This is a genomic window from Pseudomonas sp. NBRC 100443 (genome assembly GCF_030268185.1).
Classification (GTDB): domain Bacteria; phylum Pseudomonadota; class Gammaproteobacteria; order Pseudomonadales; family Pseudomonadaceae; genus Pseudomonas; species Pseudomonas citronellolis.
The window spans coordinates 1-16353 of sequence record NZ_BSQE01000019.1; the positions used below are offsets into that span (position 1 = coordinate 1).

General features: G+C 67.1%; 12 protein-coding genes. All 12 read left to right on the top strand.

What is annotated here, in order from left to right; genetic code table 11:
* The first annotated feature begins 644 nt into the window (after positions 1-644).
* The 12 genes from QSJ95_RS22745 (at position 645) to motD (ending at position 16316) form a co-directional block, all read left to right on the top strand.
* The gene (locus QSJ95_RS22745) at positions 645-1745 is read left to right on the top strand and encodes a YCF48-related protein (RefSeq protein WP_285645463.1); all 1101 of its coding nucleotides are present in this window, start codon (positions 645-647) and stop codon (positions 1743-1745) included.
* Positions 1746-1759: 14 nt separating this feature from the next.
* Complete coding sequence (locus tag QSJ95_RS22750) at positions 1760-4141, top strand: efflux RND transporter permease subunit (protein ID WP_009621088.1); 2382 nt, start codon at positions 1760-1762, stop codon at positions 4139-4141.
* A 510-nt stretch (positions 4142-4651) separates the two neighbouring features.
* Entirely contained in the window at positions 4652-6775 is a 2124-nt protein-coding gene (gene flhA / locus QSJ95_RS22755; protein WP_285645467.1) for a flagellar biosynthesis protein FlhA, read from the top strand.
* 11 nt (positions 6776-6786) lie between these two features.
* Complete coding sequence (gene flhF / locus QSJ95_RS22760; RefSeq protein ID WP_285645469.1) at positions 6787-8091, top strand: flagellar biosynthesis GTPase FlhF; 1305 nt, start codon at positions 6787-6789, stop codon at positions 8089-8091.
* A 127-nt stretch (positions 8092-8218) separates the two neighbouring features.
* Entirely contained in the window at positions 8219-9070 is an 852-nt protein-coding gene (gene fleN, locus QSJ95_RS22765; protein ID WP_370311049.1) for a flagellar synthesis regulator FleN, read from the top strand.
* Positions 9067-9810: an RNA polymerase sigma factor FliA gene (gene fliA / locus QSJ95_RS22770; protein WP_043267440.1), complete on the top strand. Its 744-nt coding sequence runs from the start codon at positions 9067-9069 to the stop codon at positions 9808-9810. Before fleN ends, fliA begins: the two co-directional genes overlap by 4 nt.
* Before the next feature lie 225 nt (positions 9811-10035).
* On the top strand, positions 10036-10410 hold the full coding sequence (locus QSJ95_RS22775; protein WP_009621098.1) for a chemotaxis response regulator CheY: 375 nt from the start codon (positions 10036-10038) through the stop codon (positions 10408-10410).
* Positions 10411-10429: 19 nt separating this feature from the next.
* Positions 10430-11218, top strand: a complete 789-nt coding sequence (locus QSJ95_RS22780; RefSeq protein ID WP_009621100.1) for a protein phosphatase CheZ — start codon at positions 10430-10432, stop codon at positions 11216-11218.
* Positions 11219-11248: 30 nt separating this feature from the next.
* Positions 11249-13522, top strand: coding sequence for a chemotaxis protein CheA (locus QSJ95_RS22785; protein ID WP_285645474.1), 2274 nt, complete (start codon positions 11249-11251; stop codon positions 13520-13522).
* 52 nt (positions 13523-13574) lie between these two features.
* On the top strand, positions 13575-14678 hold the full coding sequence (locus QSJ95_RS22790; RefSeq protein WP_285645478.1) for a protein-glutamate methylesterase/protein-glutamine glutaminase: 1104 nt from the start codon (positions 13575-13577) through the stop codon (positions 14676-14678).
* Positions 14678-15418 (top strand): flagellar motor protein, encoded by a 741-nt coding sequence (locus QSJ95_RS22795; protein ID WP_069863802.1) that lies wholly within the window; start codon positions 14678-14680, stop codon positions 15416-15418. The genes QSJ95_RS22790 and QSJ95_RS22795 overlap by 1 nt, the downstream gene beginning before the upstream one ends.
* A gap of 13 nt (positions 15419-15431) precedes the next feature.
* Positions 15432-16316, top strand: a complete 885-nt coding sequence (gene motD, locus QSJ95_RS22800; RefSeq protein WP_285645480.1) for a flagellar motor protein MotD — start codon at positions 15432-15434, stop codon at positions 16314-16316.
* The last annotated feature ends 37 nt before the right edge of the window (positions 16317-16353 follow it).

Below are 16353 nucleotides of genomic sequence, written 5' to 3' on the forward strand. Positions count from 1 at the left end.
TGTTGGCCAGAAGCCCGACGTGGCTTCCTCGAACAGGCCTAATACATAGATGCAGTCGGGTTTTCATGTTCAAAAGCGGGTTGACGGTGGGGGTGAGTCCATACATAGGAGCGAGCTTGCTCGCGAACCCGGCAGTCACCGGGTTATTCCCCTTCGGGCCGGCGCAAGCGCTGTTCGCGATGAAGCCGCGTCCCGCGTTCGCGGGAATGATGAGGGTGGGGCGTTTCAGGATGACTCCGAACTCCCCACCCGCTCAGGACAGCCCCCTCTCCCGCTTGCGGGAGAGGGCTGGGGAGAGGGTGCTCTAAAGCCCAGCACCTAAAGTCCCCGGCAAACCCCATTCGCGAGCAAGCTCGCACCTACGGGAAAGCACCCACGCGGCGAAAGCCACGCAGCAAATTCCCAAGTGTTCCCACGAGCACCTCCAGGTACCCGGAAATATCCGGAGTGTTACCGTCGGTATCTTTTTTCCTGTGCGCTGGAGGCCGCGTGGCTACTGGGCTGCAGCTTTCCCTAGTCCTTTTGGATGACTCCCGCTGCGCTTAACAAAAGATAACGTGCCTTTAATTGTCAGGCTGCAGAAAGGCTGGCATATAACGACCACTCCCTATCCGCCTGCAATAAAAACAAAGAGGTAAGGCTATATGCGTGAGCATCTGCGGCACGCCACCGGCGAGCTGTCCGTGCGTTCGTCCGGGCTCTCGGTTTCCGCCACCCCGTCCCCCCTGCGCAAATCGCTTTCGCTGCTCGGCGCGTTCTCGCTGCTGTGGCTGGCGGCCGCGCCGCTGCATGCCGGCGCGAGCGAAGCGCCGGCCAGCGACACCGATGGCTACGCCATCGTCTCGGCCAAGGCCCCGAGCAGCCTGCTACTGAGCGTCAGCCACGCCGGCAAGCGCCTGGTGGCGGTCGGCGATCGGGGGCACATCCTCTATTCCGACGACAACGGCAAGACCTGGGCCCAGGCCAAGGTGCCCACCCGCCAGCTGCTGACCGCGGTGTTCTTCGTCAACGACAAGAAGGGCTGGGCGGTCGGCCACGACGCGCAGATCCTCGCCAGCGAGGACGGCGGCGCCACCTGGACGCGCCAGTTCGAAGACCTCAAGCGCGAAGCGCCGCTGCTGGACGTGTGGTTCCAGGACGAGAACCACGGCCTGGCCGTGGGCGCCTACGGCGCCATGCTGGAAACCCACGACGGCGGCAAGCGCTGGGAAGACGTCAGCGAGCGCCTGGACAACGAGGACCAGTTCCACCTCAATGGCATCGCCGCGGTGAAGGATTCCGGCCTGCTGGTGGTGGGCGAATCCGGCAGCCTGTTCCGCTCCAAGGACTGGGGCGCCACCTGGGAGAAACTGCAGGGCCCCTACGAGGGTTCGCTGTTCGGCGCCGTCGGCACCGCCCAGCCCGGCACCGTGCTGATCTACGGCCTGCGCGGGCACCTGTTCCGCTCCACCGATTTCGGCGACACCTGGCAACAGGTGGCGCTGCCCATCGCCGGTGACGGCACCCTGGAGTTCGGCCTGGCCGAAGGCTCGCTGCTGCCCGACGGCAGCATCGCCGTGGTCGGCAACAGCGGCAGCGTGCTGGTGAGCAAGGACGACGGGCGCACCTTCAACATCTTCAACCGGCCCGACCGCCTGGCGCTGGCCGGGGTCGGCGCGGCCGGCGACGGCAACCTGGTGCTGGTCGGCCAGGGCGGCATCCACCTGGCTTCGGCGACCGGCGCCGAGCTGACAGAACAACAATGAGCCGGGGAAGCGCTATGAACGCAGTCAACTCGCATCACCAGGACAAGGCGACCCTGCTCGAACGCCTGATCTTCAACAACCGCCCGATCGTTATCATCCTCTGCCTGCTGGCGACCCTGTTCCTCGCCTTCCAGGCGACCCAGGTGCGGCCGTCCACCAGCTTCGAGAAGATGATCCCGCTCAAGCACCCGTTCATCCAGAACATGCTGAGCCACATCAACGACCTCTCCAACCTCGGCAACACTGTGCGCATCTCGGTGGAAGCGGTGAACGGCGACATCTTCACCAAGGAATACATGGACACCCTGCGGCAGATCCATGACGAGGTGTTCTACATCCCCGGCGTCGACCGTTCCGGCCTGAAGTCGCTGTGGAGCCCCAGCGTGCGCTGGACCGAGGTGACGGAAGAGGGCTTCGCCGGCGGCGAGGTCATCCCGCAGACCTACGACGGTTCGGCCAAGGCCCTGGACAAGCTGCGCGACAACGTCCTCAAGTCCGGCCAGATCGGCCGCCTGGTGGCGAACAACTTCAAGTCCAGCATCGTCGACGTGCCGCTGCTGGAGGTCTACCCCGACGCCCAGGACCAGAGCAAGCTGCTGAAGCTGGACTACCGCCAGTTCTCCCATGAGCTGGAAGAGAAGATCCGCGACAAGTACCAGGCGCAGAACCCCAACGTGAAGATCCACATCGTCGGCTTCGCCAAGAAGGTCGGCGACCTGATCGACGGCCTGGTCATGGTGGTGGGCTTCTTCGGCATCTGCTTCGTCATCACCCTGGTGCTGCTGCTGTGGTTCACCAAATGCGTGCGCTCCACCATCGCCGTGCTCTCCACCACCCTGGTGGCGGTGATCTGGCAGCTCGGCCTGCTGCACACCATCGGCTTCGGGCTGGACCCGTACTCGATGCTGGTGCCCTTCCTGATCTTCGCCATCGGCATTTCCCACGGGGTGCAGAAGATCAACGGCATCGCCCTGCAGTCCAGTGACGCGGAAACCCCGCTGCTGGCCGCGCGGCGCACCTTCCGCCAGCTGTTCCTGCCCGGCATGATCGCCATCCTCGCCGACGCCGTGGGCTTCATCACCCTGCTGGTGATCGACATCGGCGTGATCCGCGAGCTGGCCATCGGCGCCTCCATCGGCGTGGCGGTGATCGTCTTCACCAACCTGATCCTGCTGCCGGTGGCGATCTCCTACATCGGCATCAGCAAGCGCGCCGTGGAGCGCAGCAAGAAGGACGCGGTGCGCGAGCACCCGTTCTGGCGCCTGCTGTCCAACTTCGCCAGCGCCAAGGTGGCGCCCATCTCCATCCTGATCGCCCTGGTGATGTTCGCCGGCGGCCTCTGGCAGGGCCATCACCTGAAGATCGGCGACCTCGACCAGGGCGCCCCGGAACTGCGCCCGGACTCGCGCTACAACCAGGACAACGACTTCATCATCCGCAACTACTCCACCAGCTCCGACGTGCTGGTGGTGATGGTCGAGTCGGCGGCCGAGGGCTGCTCCAGCCACCAGACGCTGCAGGCCATCGACGAGCTGTCGTGGAAGCTGGAGAACACCGAGGGCGTGCAGTCGGCCATCTCCCTGGTCACCGTGTCCAAGCAGGTGATCAAGGGCATGAACGAGGGCAACCTGAAGTGGGAGACCCTGTCGCGCAACAAGGACGTGCTGAACAACTCCATCAGCCGCGCCGACGGCCTGTACAACAGCGCCTGCTCGCTGGCGCCGCTGCTGGTGTTCCTCAACGACCACAAGGCCGAGACCCTCGACCGCGCCGTGCACGCCGTGCAGGAGTTCGCCAAGGACCACGAGAAGGATGACCTGAAGTTCAAGCTCGCCGCGGGCAACGCCGGCATCGAGGCGGCCACCAACGAGGTGATCAAGCAGTCCGAGCTGATCATCCTGGTGCTGGTGTACATCTGCGTGGCGGTCATGTGCATGATCACCTTCCGCTCCTTCACCGCGACCCTCTGCATCGTCCTGCCGCTGATCCTCACCTCGGTGCTGGGCAACGCGCTGATGGCCACCCTCGGCATCGGCGTGAAGGTGGCGACGCTGCCGGTGATCGCGCTGGGCGTGGGCATCGGCGTGGACTACGGGATCTACATCTACACCCGCCTGGAGACCTTCCTGCGCCAGGGCCTGTCGCTGCAGGAGGCCTACTACGAGACGCTGAAGTCCACCGGCAAGGCCGTGCTGTTCACCGGCCTGTGCCTGGCCATCGGCGTGGCCACCTGGATCTTCTCGGCGATCAAGTTCCAGGCCGACATGGGCCTGATGCTGACCTTCATGCTGCTGTGGAACATGTTCGGCGCGCTCTGGCTGCTGCCGGCCCTGGCCCGCTTCCTGATCAACCCGGAGAAGGTCCGGGCGAAGAAGGCCTCGATCCTGGTCCACTGATCCTGGCGTGACCCAGAAAACCGCGGCTCCGGCCGCGGTTTTTTTTGCCCGTCGGGGCGACGGCGGATCCACAGACGGAAAATATCCGGATGTGTAGGAGTGGGCCCTGCCCGCGAATCGCGCGCAGGGCGCGCTCCTACAAGGAAGCGCTGCCGAGATGCTTTTCGTAGGCGCGAGCTTGCTCGCGAACGGGGTTTGCAGGGGACTTTAGGTGCTGGGCTTTAGAGCGCCCTCTCCCCAACCCTCTCCCGCAAGCGGGAGAGGGGGCTGTCCTGAGCGGCCGGAAAATCCGCAGCAATCCTGATACTCCTCCTGGCTACGTCGCCACTCCCGCCGTAGGGAGAATAACCGTTCGCGGTTATCCGCCGTTGGCCTTGGCCGCCCCCCGGGATTTCGTCTGAAATCCGCGCCACACCTGGCTCCGGAAAAGTTGGAACACTTCCTGCAAATACCCTGTCGGCGCCACTCTCGGCGTCAAAAATTCGTTGTAGCAGGGTAGGGGAGTTCGGGGTGGATCGTACGCAATTGATCGGAGCAGTGCGCAGCAACCTGGCCGGCCTGGGCCGTGGCAACCTGGGTGTGCCGCTGCTGCTGCTGGCGATGCTGGGCATGATGACCCTGCCGATCCCGCCGTTCCTGCTGGACGTGCTCTTCACCTTCAACATCGCCCTGTCCATCGTCGTCCTGCTGGTCTGCGTGTACGCCCTGCGCCCGCTGGACTTCGCCGTGTTCCCGACCATCCTGCTGGTCGCCACCCTGCTGCGCCTGGCGCTGAACGTCGCCTCCACCCGCGTGGTGCTGCTCCACGGCCACGACGGCCACGCCGCCGCCGGCAAGGTGATCCAGGCCTTCGGCGAGGTGGTGATCGGCGGCAACTACGTGGTCGGCATCGTGGTCTTCGCGATCCTCATGATCATCAACTTCGTGGTGGTCACCAAGGGCGCCGGGCGGATCTCCGAGGTGAGCGCACGCTTCACCCTCGACGCCATGCCCGGCAAGCAGATGGCCATCGACGCCGACCTCAACGCCGGCCTCATCGAGCAGGCCGAGGCCAAGAAGCGCCGCGCCGAGGTGGCCCAGGAAGCCGACTTCTACGGCTCCATGGACGGTGCCTCGAAATTCGTCCGCGGCGACGCCGTCGCCGGCCTGCTGATCCTCTTCATCAACCTGATCGGTGGTGTCGCCATCGGTGTGATCCAGCACGCCATGTCCTTCGGCGACGCCGGCAAGGTCTACGCCCTGCTGACCATCGGCGACGGCCTGGTGGCGCAGCTGCCGTCGCTGCTGCTGTCCACCGCCGCGGCGATCATGGTGACCCGCGTGTCTTCCTCCGAGGACATGGGCCAGCAGGTCAACCGGCAGATGTTCGCCTCGCCCAAGGCGCTGGCCATCTCCGCCGCCATTCTCATCGCCATGGGCCTGGTCCCGGGCATGCCGCACGTGTCCTTCATCGGCCTCGGCGCCGTGGCCGCCGGCGGCGCCTGGATGATCGTCCAGCGCCAGCGCAAGGCCGCCCAGGCCGAGGTCCAGGAAGCCCAGCGCCAGCAGGAACTGCTGCCGGCCCAGCGCAGCCAGGAAACCAAGGAGCTGGGCTGGGACGACGTCACCCCGGTGGACATGGTCGGCCTGGAGGTCGGCTACCGGCTGATCCCCCTGGTGGACCGCAACCAGGGCGGCCAGCTGCTGGCGCGGATCAAGGGCGTGCGCAAGAAGCTGTCCCAGGACATGGGCTTCCTGATGCCCTCGGTGCACATCCGCGACAACCTCGACCTGCTGCCCAACGCCTATCGTTTGACGCTCATGGGCGTCAGCGTGGCGGAAGCGGAGATCTACCCGGACCGCGAACTGGCGATCAACCCCGGCCAGGTGTTCGGCACCCTCAACGGCATCGCCGGCAAGGACCCGGCCTTCGGCCTGGAAGCGGTGTGGATCGAGCCCGGCCAGCGCGACCAGGCGCAGTCCCTGGGCTACACCGTAGTGGACGCCAGCACCGTGGTCGCCACCCACCTCAACCAGGTGCTGCACAAGCACGCCCACGAGCTGCTCGGCCACGAGGAAGTCCAGCAACTGCTGCAACTGCTGGCCAAGACCTCGCCGAAGCTGGCGGAAGAACTGGTTCCGGGGCTGATTTCCCTGTCCACCCTGCTCAAGGTCCTGCAGAACCTGCTGCAGGAGCAGGTGCCGGTGCGCGACATCCGCACCATTGCCGAGGCCATCGCCAACGTTGCCGCCAAGAGTCAAGATCCCGCCGCCATGGTGGCAGCGGTACGCGTGGCGCTGAGCCGCGCAATCGTCCAAGGCATTGTGGGACTAGAGCCGGAGCTGCCTGTGATCACCCTGGAACCCAGGTTGGAACAGATCTTGCTCAACAGTATGCAGAAGGCCGGGCAAGGTTCGGAAGACGGCATTCTGCTGGAGCCGGGCATGGCGGAAAAACTGCAACGCTCGCTGGTCGAGACCGCGCAGCGCCAGGAAATGCTCGGCAAGCCGGCGATCCTGCTGGTGGCCGGGCCGATCCGCGCGATGATGTCGCGTTTCGCGCGGATGGCGGTGCCGAGCATGAGCGTGCTGGCCTACCAGGAAATTCCGGATAACAAGCAAGTCACCATCGTCGCCACCGTTGGACAGAACTGAAGGACAGCGCCATGCAGGTTAAACGCTTCTTCGCCGCCGATATGCGTCAGGCCATGAAACTGGTCCGTGACGAGCTGGGCGCGGATGCCGCCATCATCGGCAACCGCCGGGTCGCCGGCGGTGTCGAGCTGACCGCGGCGCTGGACTATCAACCGCCGGCAGCGGCCAGCAAGCCGAACCCGGCGCTGGAGGCCGAGCTGCGCCAGACCCAGGCGCGCATCGCCCAGGCCCGCGCCGAGCTGGACAGCCCGGTGCGCGCCGCCGCCACCGCGCGCAAGGACCGTCAATTGTACGGCGCCGAGCCAGCCAAACGCCCAAGCCTGGCCGAGGCCATGGCCGCCCCGGCGCCCGCCGCCGCGCCGGCCGCCGTCAGCCAGCAGGCGCTGGACGCCATGCGCTTCGAACTCAACGGCCTGCGCGAACTGCTCGAAGTGCAGCTGGGCTCCATCGCCTGGGGCCAGCTGCAGCACCAGCGTCCGAAGCAGGCCGGCCTGTGGCGCCGCCTGCAGCGCATGGGCCTGCCGGCGGACCTGAGCCGCCAGCTGCTCGAACGCGTGGCCTCCATCGCCGAGCCCAAGCAGGCCTGGCGCATGCTCCTGGCTCACCTGGCGCGCGCCATCCGCACCCCCGACGAAGACCTGCTGGAGCAGGGCGGGGTGATCGCCCTGGTCGGCCCGGCCGGCATGGGCAAGACCACCACCCTGGCCAAGCTGGCGGCGCGCTACGTCCTCAAGTACGGTGCGCACAACCTGGCGCTGGTCAGCATGGACAGCTTCCGTCTGGGCGCCCAGGAGCAGATCAAGTCCCTGGGCCGCATCCTCAACGTGCCGGTGACCCTGGTCGACCCCGGCCAGTCGCTGCTGCAGGCCATGGCGCCGCTGGCGGGCAAGCGCCTGGTGCTGATCGACACCGCCGGCCTGCCGGCCAGCGACCCGGCGCTGCGCATGCAGCTGGAAGCCCTGGCGGCGCAGAGCCTGAACGTGAAGAATTACCTGGTGCTGGCCGCGACCAGCCAGAGCCAGGTGCTCAAGGCTGCCTTGCACGCCTATCGCAGCTGCGGCCTGGCCGGCTGCATACTGACCAAGCTGGACGAGGCGGGCAGCCTGGGCGAGGCCCTGGCGCTGGCGATAGCACAACGCTTGCCGGTTGCCTATCTGGCGGATGGGCCGCGAATTCCGGATGATCTGCAGGTGGCGCGCGCGCACCAGCTGGTCAGCCGCGCGGTCAGCCTGCAGGCTCCGGAGGAGCCGTGCGAAGACACCATGGCCGGCATGTTCGCCGGCCTCTATCAGCAGCCGGCGCGACACGTCGGCTGACGGATTCCAGGGGCGCTCCCGCACGCGGGGGCGCCAGGCGGATACGGATGCTCGAGCAGATCCGTAAGCGCTGGTGGCGGGAGAGCACCGCGACCGGCAGACCCAGGCGCCAGCCGCGCCGGGGACGATGAAGAGACAAGGTAAGACTATGGGTATGCATCCCGTTCAGGTAATCGCGGTCACCGGTGGCAAGGGTGGCGTCGGCAAGACCAACGTCTCGGTGAACCTGGCGATGGCGCTGGCCGACCTCGGCCGCCGCGTCATGCTGCTGGACGCCGACCTCGGCCTGGCCAACGTCGACGTGCTGCTGGGGCTTTCGCCCAAGCGCACCCTGGCCGACGTCATCGAAGGCGAATGCGACCTGCGTGACGTCATCCTCCAGGGCCCCGGCGGCATCCGCATCGTCCCGGCGGCCTCGGGCACGCAGAGCATGGTGCAGCTCTCGCCCATGCAGCACGCCGGGCTGATCCAGGCCTTCAGCGACATCAGCGAGAACATCGACGTGCTGCTGGTGGACACTGCCGCCGGCATCGGCGATTCGGTGGTCAGCTTCGTCCGCGCGGCCCAGGAAGTGCTGCTGGTCGTCTGCGACGAACCGACCTCGATCACCGATGCCTATGCACTGATCAAGCTGCTGAACCGCGACTACGGCATGACGCGCTTCCGCGTGCTGGCGAACATGGCGCACAGCCCGCAGGAAGGGCGCAACCTGTTCGCCAAGCTGACCAAGGTCACCGACCGCTTCCTCGACGTGGCGCTGCAGTACGTCGGCGCCATCCCCTACGACGAGTCGGTGCGCAAGGCCGTGCAGAAGCAGCGCTCGGTCTATGAAGCCTTCCCGCGCAGCAAGGCCTCGCTGGCCTTCCGCGCCATCGCCCAGAAAGTCGACAGCTGGCCGCTGCCGGCCAACCCGCGCGGGCACCTGGAGTTCTTCGTGGAGCGCCTGGTGCAGCATCCCACCACGGGTTCGACCGTATGATGAGCGGCTCCGGAGCGCTTATGTACAGCAAGACGCAGGCGCGCAATGCCCAGGAAGAACTGATCCAGCGCTACGCGCCGCTGGTCAAGCGGATCGCCTACCACCTGCTGGGCCGGCTGCCGGCCAGCGTGCAGGTGGAAGACCTGATGCAGGCCGGGATGATCGGCCTGCTCGAAGCGGCGAAGAAGTACGACCAGGGCAAGGGCGCCAGCTTCGAGACGTATGCCGGCATCCGCATCCGCGGGGCCATGCTCGACGAGGTGCGCAAGGGCGACTGGGCGCCGCGTTCGGTGCACCGCAACACCCGCATGGTCAGCGACGCAATCCGCACCATCGAGGCGCGGACCGGACGCGATGCTAAAGATCAGGAGGTCGCTGCCGAACTCAATATGAGTCTCGACGATTACTACGCGATCCTGAGCGACACCCAGGGCAGCCGCCTGTACAGCTTCGACGACCTGCTGCAGGAAGGCGCCCAGGGCCCGGCGGAAGACACCACGCACCTGGACAACGAGCCCTCCCACGGCCTGGAGGACGAGCGTTTCCAGCAGGCGCTGGCCGACGCCATCACCAAGCTGCCCGAACGCGAGCGCCTGGTGCTGGCGCTGTACTACGACGAGGAGCTCAACCTCAAGGAGATCGGCGAGGTGCTCGGGGTCAGCGAGTCGCGCGTCAGCCAGCTGCACAGCCAGTGCGCCGCGCGCCTGCGGGCCCGGCTTTCGGAGTGGCGGGCGCACTGAGCGACCGGTGGGCGCAAGGAAGTAACGGATTTTTCCGGCGGGGCGTATAGAATCCCGTCGGTTCGACGCTGCTGGCCCTTTGCTATGAGGGCGGCGAAAAGGGCGGGGCACCCCGCCACCGACAAGCAACACGGCAGGCGCCGCCAAGGGCGCCCGCCCAAGGGTATTCAAGGCGCGCCCGCCACGGCGCGCCGGGACTGGACGGAGGCAGGTTTGGACAAGAACATGAAAATTCTCATCGTGGACGACTTCTCCACGATGAGGCGCATCATCAAGAACCTCCTGCGTGACCTGGGGTTCACCAACACCGCGGAAGCCGATGACGGCACCACCGCGCTGCCCATGCTGCACAGCGGCAACTTCGACTTCCTCGTCACCGACTGGAACATGCCCGGCATGACCGGCATCGACCTGTTGCGCGCGGTGCGCGCCGACGAGCGCCTGAAGCACCTGCCGGTGCTGATGGTCACCGCCGAGGCCAAGCGCGACCAGATCATCGAAGCGGCCCAGGCCGGGGTCAACGGCTACGTGGTCAAGCCTTTCACCGCCCAGGTGCTGAAAGAGAAGATCGAGAAGATATTCGAGCGGGTCGGCGGCTGAAGCCGACCAAGAGGGCGTCATGGATCTCGTCAACGAATCCAAGGGGGGCGACTTCGAGTCGACCCTGAAGAAACACGCGCGCGAATTGGTCGAGAGCCTGGAGCGCGGCGAAGTGCAGCAGGCCGTGCAGCTCATCCAGGAGCTCAACGAAGCCCGTGACCGCGGCCTCTACCAGGAGGTCGGCAAGCTCACCCGCGAGCTGCACAACGCCATCGTCAATTTCCAGATCGACCCGCGCTCGCGCCACGCCGAGGAAATGTCGCAGATCGCCGACGCCACCGACCGCCTGTCCTACGTGGTGCAGATGACCGAGAAAGCGGCCAACCGCACCATGGACCTGGTGGAAGAGTGCACGCCGCTGGTCGGCCACATCGAGGGCGAGGCCAAGGAGCTGCAGGAACAGTGGTCGCGCTTCATGCGCCGCGAGCTGGGCCCGGAGGCCTTCCGCGAGCTGGCCAAGCGCGTCGAGGCCTTCCTCTACAGCAGCGCCCAGGACAGCCGCAAGCTCTCCGCGCACCTGAACGACATCCTCCTGGCGCAGGACTTCCAGGACCTCACCGGGCAGGTGATCAAGCGCGTCACCAGGCTGGTCACCGAGGTGGAGAGCAACCTGGTCAAGCTGGTCTGGATGGCCGGGCAGGTGGATCGCTACGCCGGCATCGAGCACGACCACGAGGGCCTGCGCACGGCCGTGGAAAAAGAAAGATCGTCCAAGGGTGAAGGTCCGCAGGTTGCTGCCGATAAGAGAGTGGACGTCGTATCCGGTCAGGACGATGTCGATGACCTGTTGTCCAGCCTTGGTTTTTGAGGTGTGTGAACACACCGTGGGGAGCACCGAATGAGCTTCGACGCCGATGATGAGATCCTCCAGGACTTTCTGGTGGAGGCCGGCGAGATTCTCGAGCAACTGTCCGAGCAACTCGTCGAGCTGGAAAGCCGGCCCGACGACATGGACCTGCTCAATGCCATCTTCCGTGGTTTCCACACCGTCAAGGGCGGCGCCGGCTTCCTCCAGCTGAACGCCCTGGTGGAGTGCTGCCACATCGCGGAGAACGTCTTCGACATCCTGCGCAAGGGCGAACGCCGCGTCACCTCCGAGCTGATGGACGTGGTCCTGCAGGCGCTGGACACGGTCAACGTCATGTTCGCCCAGGTCCGCGACCAGGAAGAGCCGACCCCGGCCACCCCGGAGCTGCTCGCCGCGCTGGCGCGCCTGGCCGAGCCGGGCGACGACGACGCCGTCGAAGCCGCGCCCCAGGAACAGGAAGAAGCCGCCGCGCCGCAGCCCGCCGCCGAACCGGCCGCCTATGGCGACATCACCGACGCCGAGTTCGAGCAGCTGCTCGACGCCCTGCAGCCGGGCAGCCAGGCCGCGCCGGCCGAACAGCCGCCGCAGGCTGAAGCGCCACAGGCCGAGGCCGCCGGCACCGGCGACGAGATCACCGACGACGAATTCGAGGCCCTGCTCGACCAGTTGCATGGCAAGGGCCAGTTCAGCGGCGCCAGCAGCCAGCCGGAAGAGCCGGCCGCCGCCGCGCCCGCTCCGGCCGAAGCGCCGGCCGCTGGCGACGAGATCACCGACGACGAATTCGAAGCGCTGCTCGACCAGCTGCACGGCAAGGGCAAGTTCGGCGGTGCGGCGGAAGAACCCGCCGCGCCTGTCGCCTCCGCTGCACCGGCCGAAGCCGAGGCGCCCGCCGCCGCCGGCGACAACATCACCGACGACGAATTCGAAGCGCTGCTCGACCAACTGCACGGCAAGGGCAAGTTCAGTGCCGACGCCGCTGCCGCGCCGGCCCCGCAAGCCGCCCCCGCGCCGGCCAAGGCCGTCGAGCCGGCTGCCGTGGCCAAGCCCAAGCCCGCGCCCAAGCCGGCCGCCAAGCCCGCGGAGAGCCCGCGCCCGGCCGCGGCTCCCGCGCCGGCCCACGAAAAGAGCGCCAGCGAGGCGGAAACCACGGTGCGCGTGGACACCGCGCGCCTGGACGAGATCATGAACATGGTCGGCGAGCTGGTGCTGGTGCGTAACCGCCTGGTGCGCCTGGGCAGCAACAGCGGCGACGAAGCCATGGCCAAGGCCGTGGCCAACCTCGACGTGGTCACCGCCGACCTGCAGATGTCGGTGATGAAGACGCGCATGCAGCCGATCAAGAAGGTCTTCGGACGCTTCCCGCGGCTGGTGCGCGACCTGGCGCGCAACCTGAAGAAAGAGATCAACCTGGAGCTGGTGGGCGAGGAGACCGACCTGGACAAGAACCTGGTCGAGGCCCTGGCCGACCCGCTGGTGCACCTGGTGCGCAACGCCGTGGACCACGGCATCGAGTCGCCCGAGGAGCGCGAGGCCTCCGGCAAGGCGCGTGGCGGCCGGGTGGTGCTGTCCGCCGAGCAGGAGGGCGACCACATCCTGCTGTCGATCTCCGACGACGGCAAGGGCATGGACCCGGACATCCTCCGCGCCAAGGCGGTGGAGAAGGGCCTGCTGGACAAGGACGCCGCCGAGCGCCTGAGCGAGTCCGACTGCTACAACCTGATCTTCGCCCCGGGCTTCTCGACCAAGACCGAGATTTCCGACGTGTCCGGCCGCGGCGTCGGCATGGACGTGGTGAAGACCAAGATTTCCCAGCTCAACGGCATCATCAACATCTACTCGGCCAAGGGCCAGGGCTCGAAGATCGTCATCAAGGTGCCGCTGACCCTGGCGATCATGCCGACGCTGATGGTGATGCTGGGCGACCAGGCCTTCGCCTTCCCGCTGGTCAACGTCAACGAGATCTTCCACCTCGACCTGTCGCGCACCAACGTGGTCGACGGCCAGGAGGTGGTGATCGTCCGCGACAAGGCCCTGCCGCTGTTCTACCTCAAGCGCTGGTTGGTGCCGGGCGCCGAATGCGACGAATCCAGCGAGGGCCACGTGGTGATCATCTCGGTGGGCACCCAGCGCATCGGCTTCGTGGTCGACCAACTGGTGGGCCAGGAAGAAGTGGTGATCAAGCCCCTGGGCAAGATGCTCCAGGGCACCCCCGGCATGGCCGGGGCGACCATCACCGGCGACGGGCGCATCGCGTTGATCCTCGATGTGCCGAGCATGCTCAAGCGCTACGCGCGGCGTATCTGATCCGGCGCGCGGGGACGCCCGCGCGCCCGCAAGGCTTTAATCAGGAGTGTTTATGGCTGTCAAAGTCCTGGTAGTGGACGATTCGGGATTCTTCCGCCGCCGCGTCTCGGAGATTCTTTCCGCCGACCCGCAGATCCAGGTGGTCGGCACGGCCACCAACGGCCGCGAGGCGATCGAGCAGGCGCTGGCGCTCAAGCCCGACGTCATCACCATGGACTACGAGATGCCGCTGATGGACGGCATCACCGCGGTGCGCAACATCATGCAGCGCTGCCCGACGCCGGTCCTGATGTTCTCCTCGCTGACCCACGAAGGCGCCCGCGTCACCCTCGACGCCCTGGACGCCGGCGCGGTGGACTACCTGCCGAAGAACTTCGAGGACATCTCGCGCACTCCCGAGAAGGTGCGCCAGCTGCTCTGCGAGAAGGTCCACAGCATCGCCCGCGCCAACCGCCGCTATGCCTCGGTCCTCGGCGCGCCGAGCAGCAGCGCCAGCGCCCCGGCGCCGGCCAGCAGCGCGCCGCGCGCCTTCACACAGCCGGCGCCTGCCTCGGCCCCGGCGGCCCCGGCGGCCTCTGCGGCGCCAAAGCGTAAGCCCTACCGGCTGGTCGCCATCGGTACTTCCACCGGTGGGCCGGTAGCCTTGCAGCGGGTGCTGACCCAGCTGCCGGCCAACTTCCCCGCGCCGCTGGTGCTCATCCAGCACATGCCGGCGGCCTTCACCAAGGCCTTCGCCGAGCGCCTGGACAAGCTCTGCAAGATCAGCGTCAAGGAAGCCGAGGACGGCGACCACCTGCGCCCCGGCCTGGCCCTGCTGGCGCCCGGCGGCAAGCAGATGATGATCGACTCGCGCGGAGTGGTGCGCATCCTCCCCGGCGACGAGCGCCTGAACTACAAGCCCTGCGTCGACGTCACCTTCGGCTCGGCGTCCAAGGCCTACGGCGACAAGGTCCTGGCGGTGGTGCTCACCGGCATGGGCGCCGACGGCCGCGAGGGCGCGCGCATGCTCAAGCAGAGCGGCAGCCAGGTGTGGGCCCAGGACGAGGCCAGCTGCGTGATCTACGGCATGCCCATGGCCATCGCCAAGGCCGGCCTGGCCGACGCCGTGTACAGCCTCGACGACATCGGCCGGCACCTCTCCGAGGCCTGTGGCTGATGGATGTGCTGAGCCTGGTCGGCCTGATCCTCGCGCTGGTCGCCATCATCGGCGGCAACTTCCTCGAGGGCGGGCACATCAGCGCCCTGGCCAACGGCCCGGCGGCGCTCATCGTGGTCGGCGGCACGCTGGCCGCGGCCCTGGTGCAGACCCCGGTGCTGGTGCTCAAGCGCGCCCTGAGCCTGCTGCGCTGGATAGTGCTGCCACCGAAGGTCGACCTGGCCGGCGGCATCAACCGCGTGGTGGGCTGGAGCATGACCGCGCGCAAGGAAGGCCTGCTGGGCCTGGAGACCATCGCCGACGCCGAGCCCGACCCCTACGCCCGCAAGGGCCTGCAGCTGCTGGTGGACGGCGTGGAGCCGGAGGCCATCCGCAGCATCCTCGAAGTCGACCTGTTCAACCAGGAAGGCCGCGACCTGCAGGCCGCCAAGGTGTTCGAGGCCATGGGCGGCTATGCGCCGACCATCGGCATCATAGGCGCGGTCATGGGCCTGATCCACGTGATGGGCAACCTGGCCGACCCCAGCCAACTGGGCAACGGCATCGCCGTGGCCTTCGTCGCCACCATCTACGGCGTGGGCATGGCCAACCTGCTGCTACTGCCGGTGGGCAACAAGCTCAAGAGCCTGGTGCTGCGCCAGTCCAGCTACCGCGAAATGCTCATGGAAGGCCTGCTGTCCATCGCCGAAGGCGAGAACCCGCGCTCCATCGAACTGAAGCTGCAAGGCTTCGTCGGCTGAGGGGCGCTGCGCCATGGCCCGTCGACCGCCCCGCGAGGAGCACGAGAATCACGAGCGCTGGCTGGTGTCCTACGCGGACTTCATCACCCTGCTGTTCGCCTTCTTCGTGGTCATGTACTCCATCTCCTCGATCAACGAGGGCAAGTACAAGATCCTCTCCGAGACGCTGACCGGCGTGTTCAACCAGCCGGACCGTTCGATCAAGCCGATCCCGGTGGGCGACGACCGCCCGCGCACCACCCAGCAGCCCAACGACGCCATGCAGCAGGGCGGCGACGACAACGTCGACGGCGACCCGCTGACGCAGATCGCCGACGCCGTGCGCGAGCAGTTCGGCGACCTGATCGGCAGCGACCAGTTGAGCGTGCGCGGCAACGAACTGTGGATCGAGATCACCCTCAACTCCAGCCTGCTGTTCCCCAGCGGCGACGCCATGCCGGCGGACGCCGCCTTCGGCATCGTCGAGAAGGTCGCCAGGATTCTGGCGCCCTACCAGAACCCCATCCACGTCGAGGGCTTCACCGACAACGTGCCCATTCACAACGCCCAGTATCCCACCAACTGGGAGTTGTCCACGGCGCGGGCAGCGAGCATAGTCCGCCTGCTGGCCCAGGACGGCGTCGCCCCCTCGCGCCTGGCCGCGGTGGGCTACGGCGAGTTCCAGCCGGTGGCGGACAACGCCAGCGCCGAGGGCCGCGCGCGCAACCGCCGGGTGGTGCTGGTGATCTCCCGCAACCTGGAAGTGCGCCGCAGCGTGAGCGGCGTGGGCAGCGCCAAGGCGCAGCCCGACGGCGCCCTGCGCCAGGCTGGCACGCAACCTGCACCGGTGGCTGCCAGTGGTGCGCCCGAGGCCGGCGGCGTCAATTCCCCGCCGCCGGCGCCGGCGCCTGGAAGCTGAGAAAGATGAAGTACATGAACCGAGCATACGGACCGGG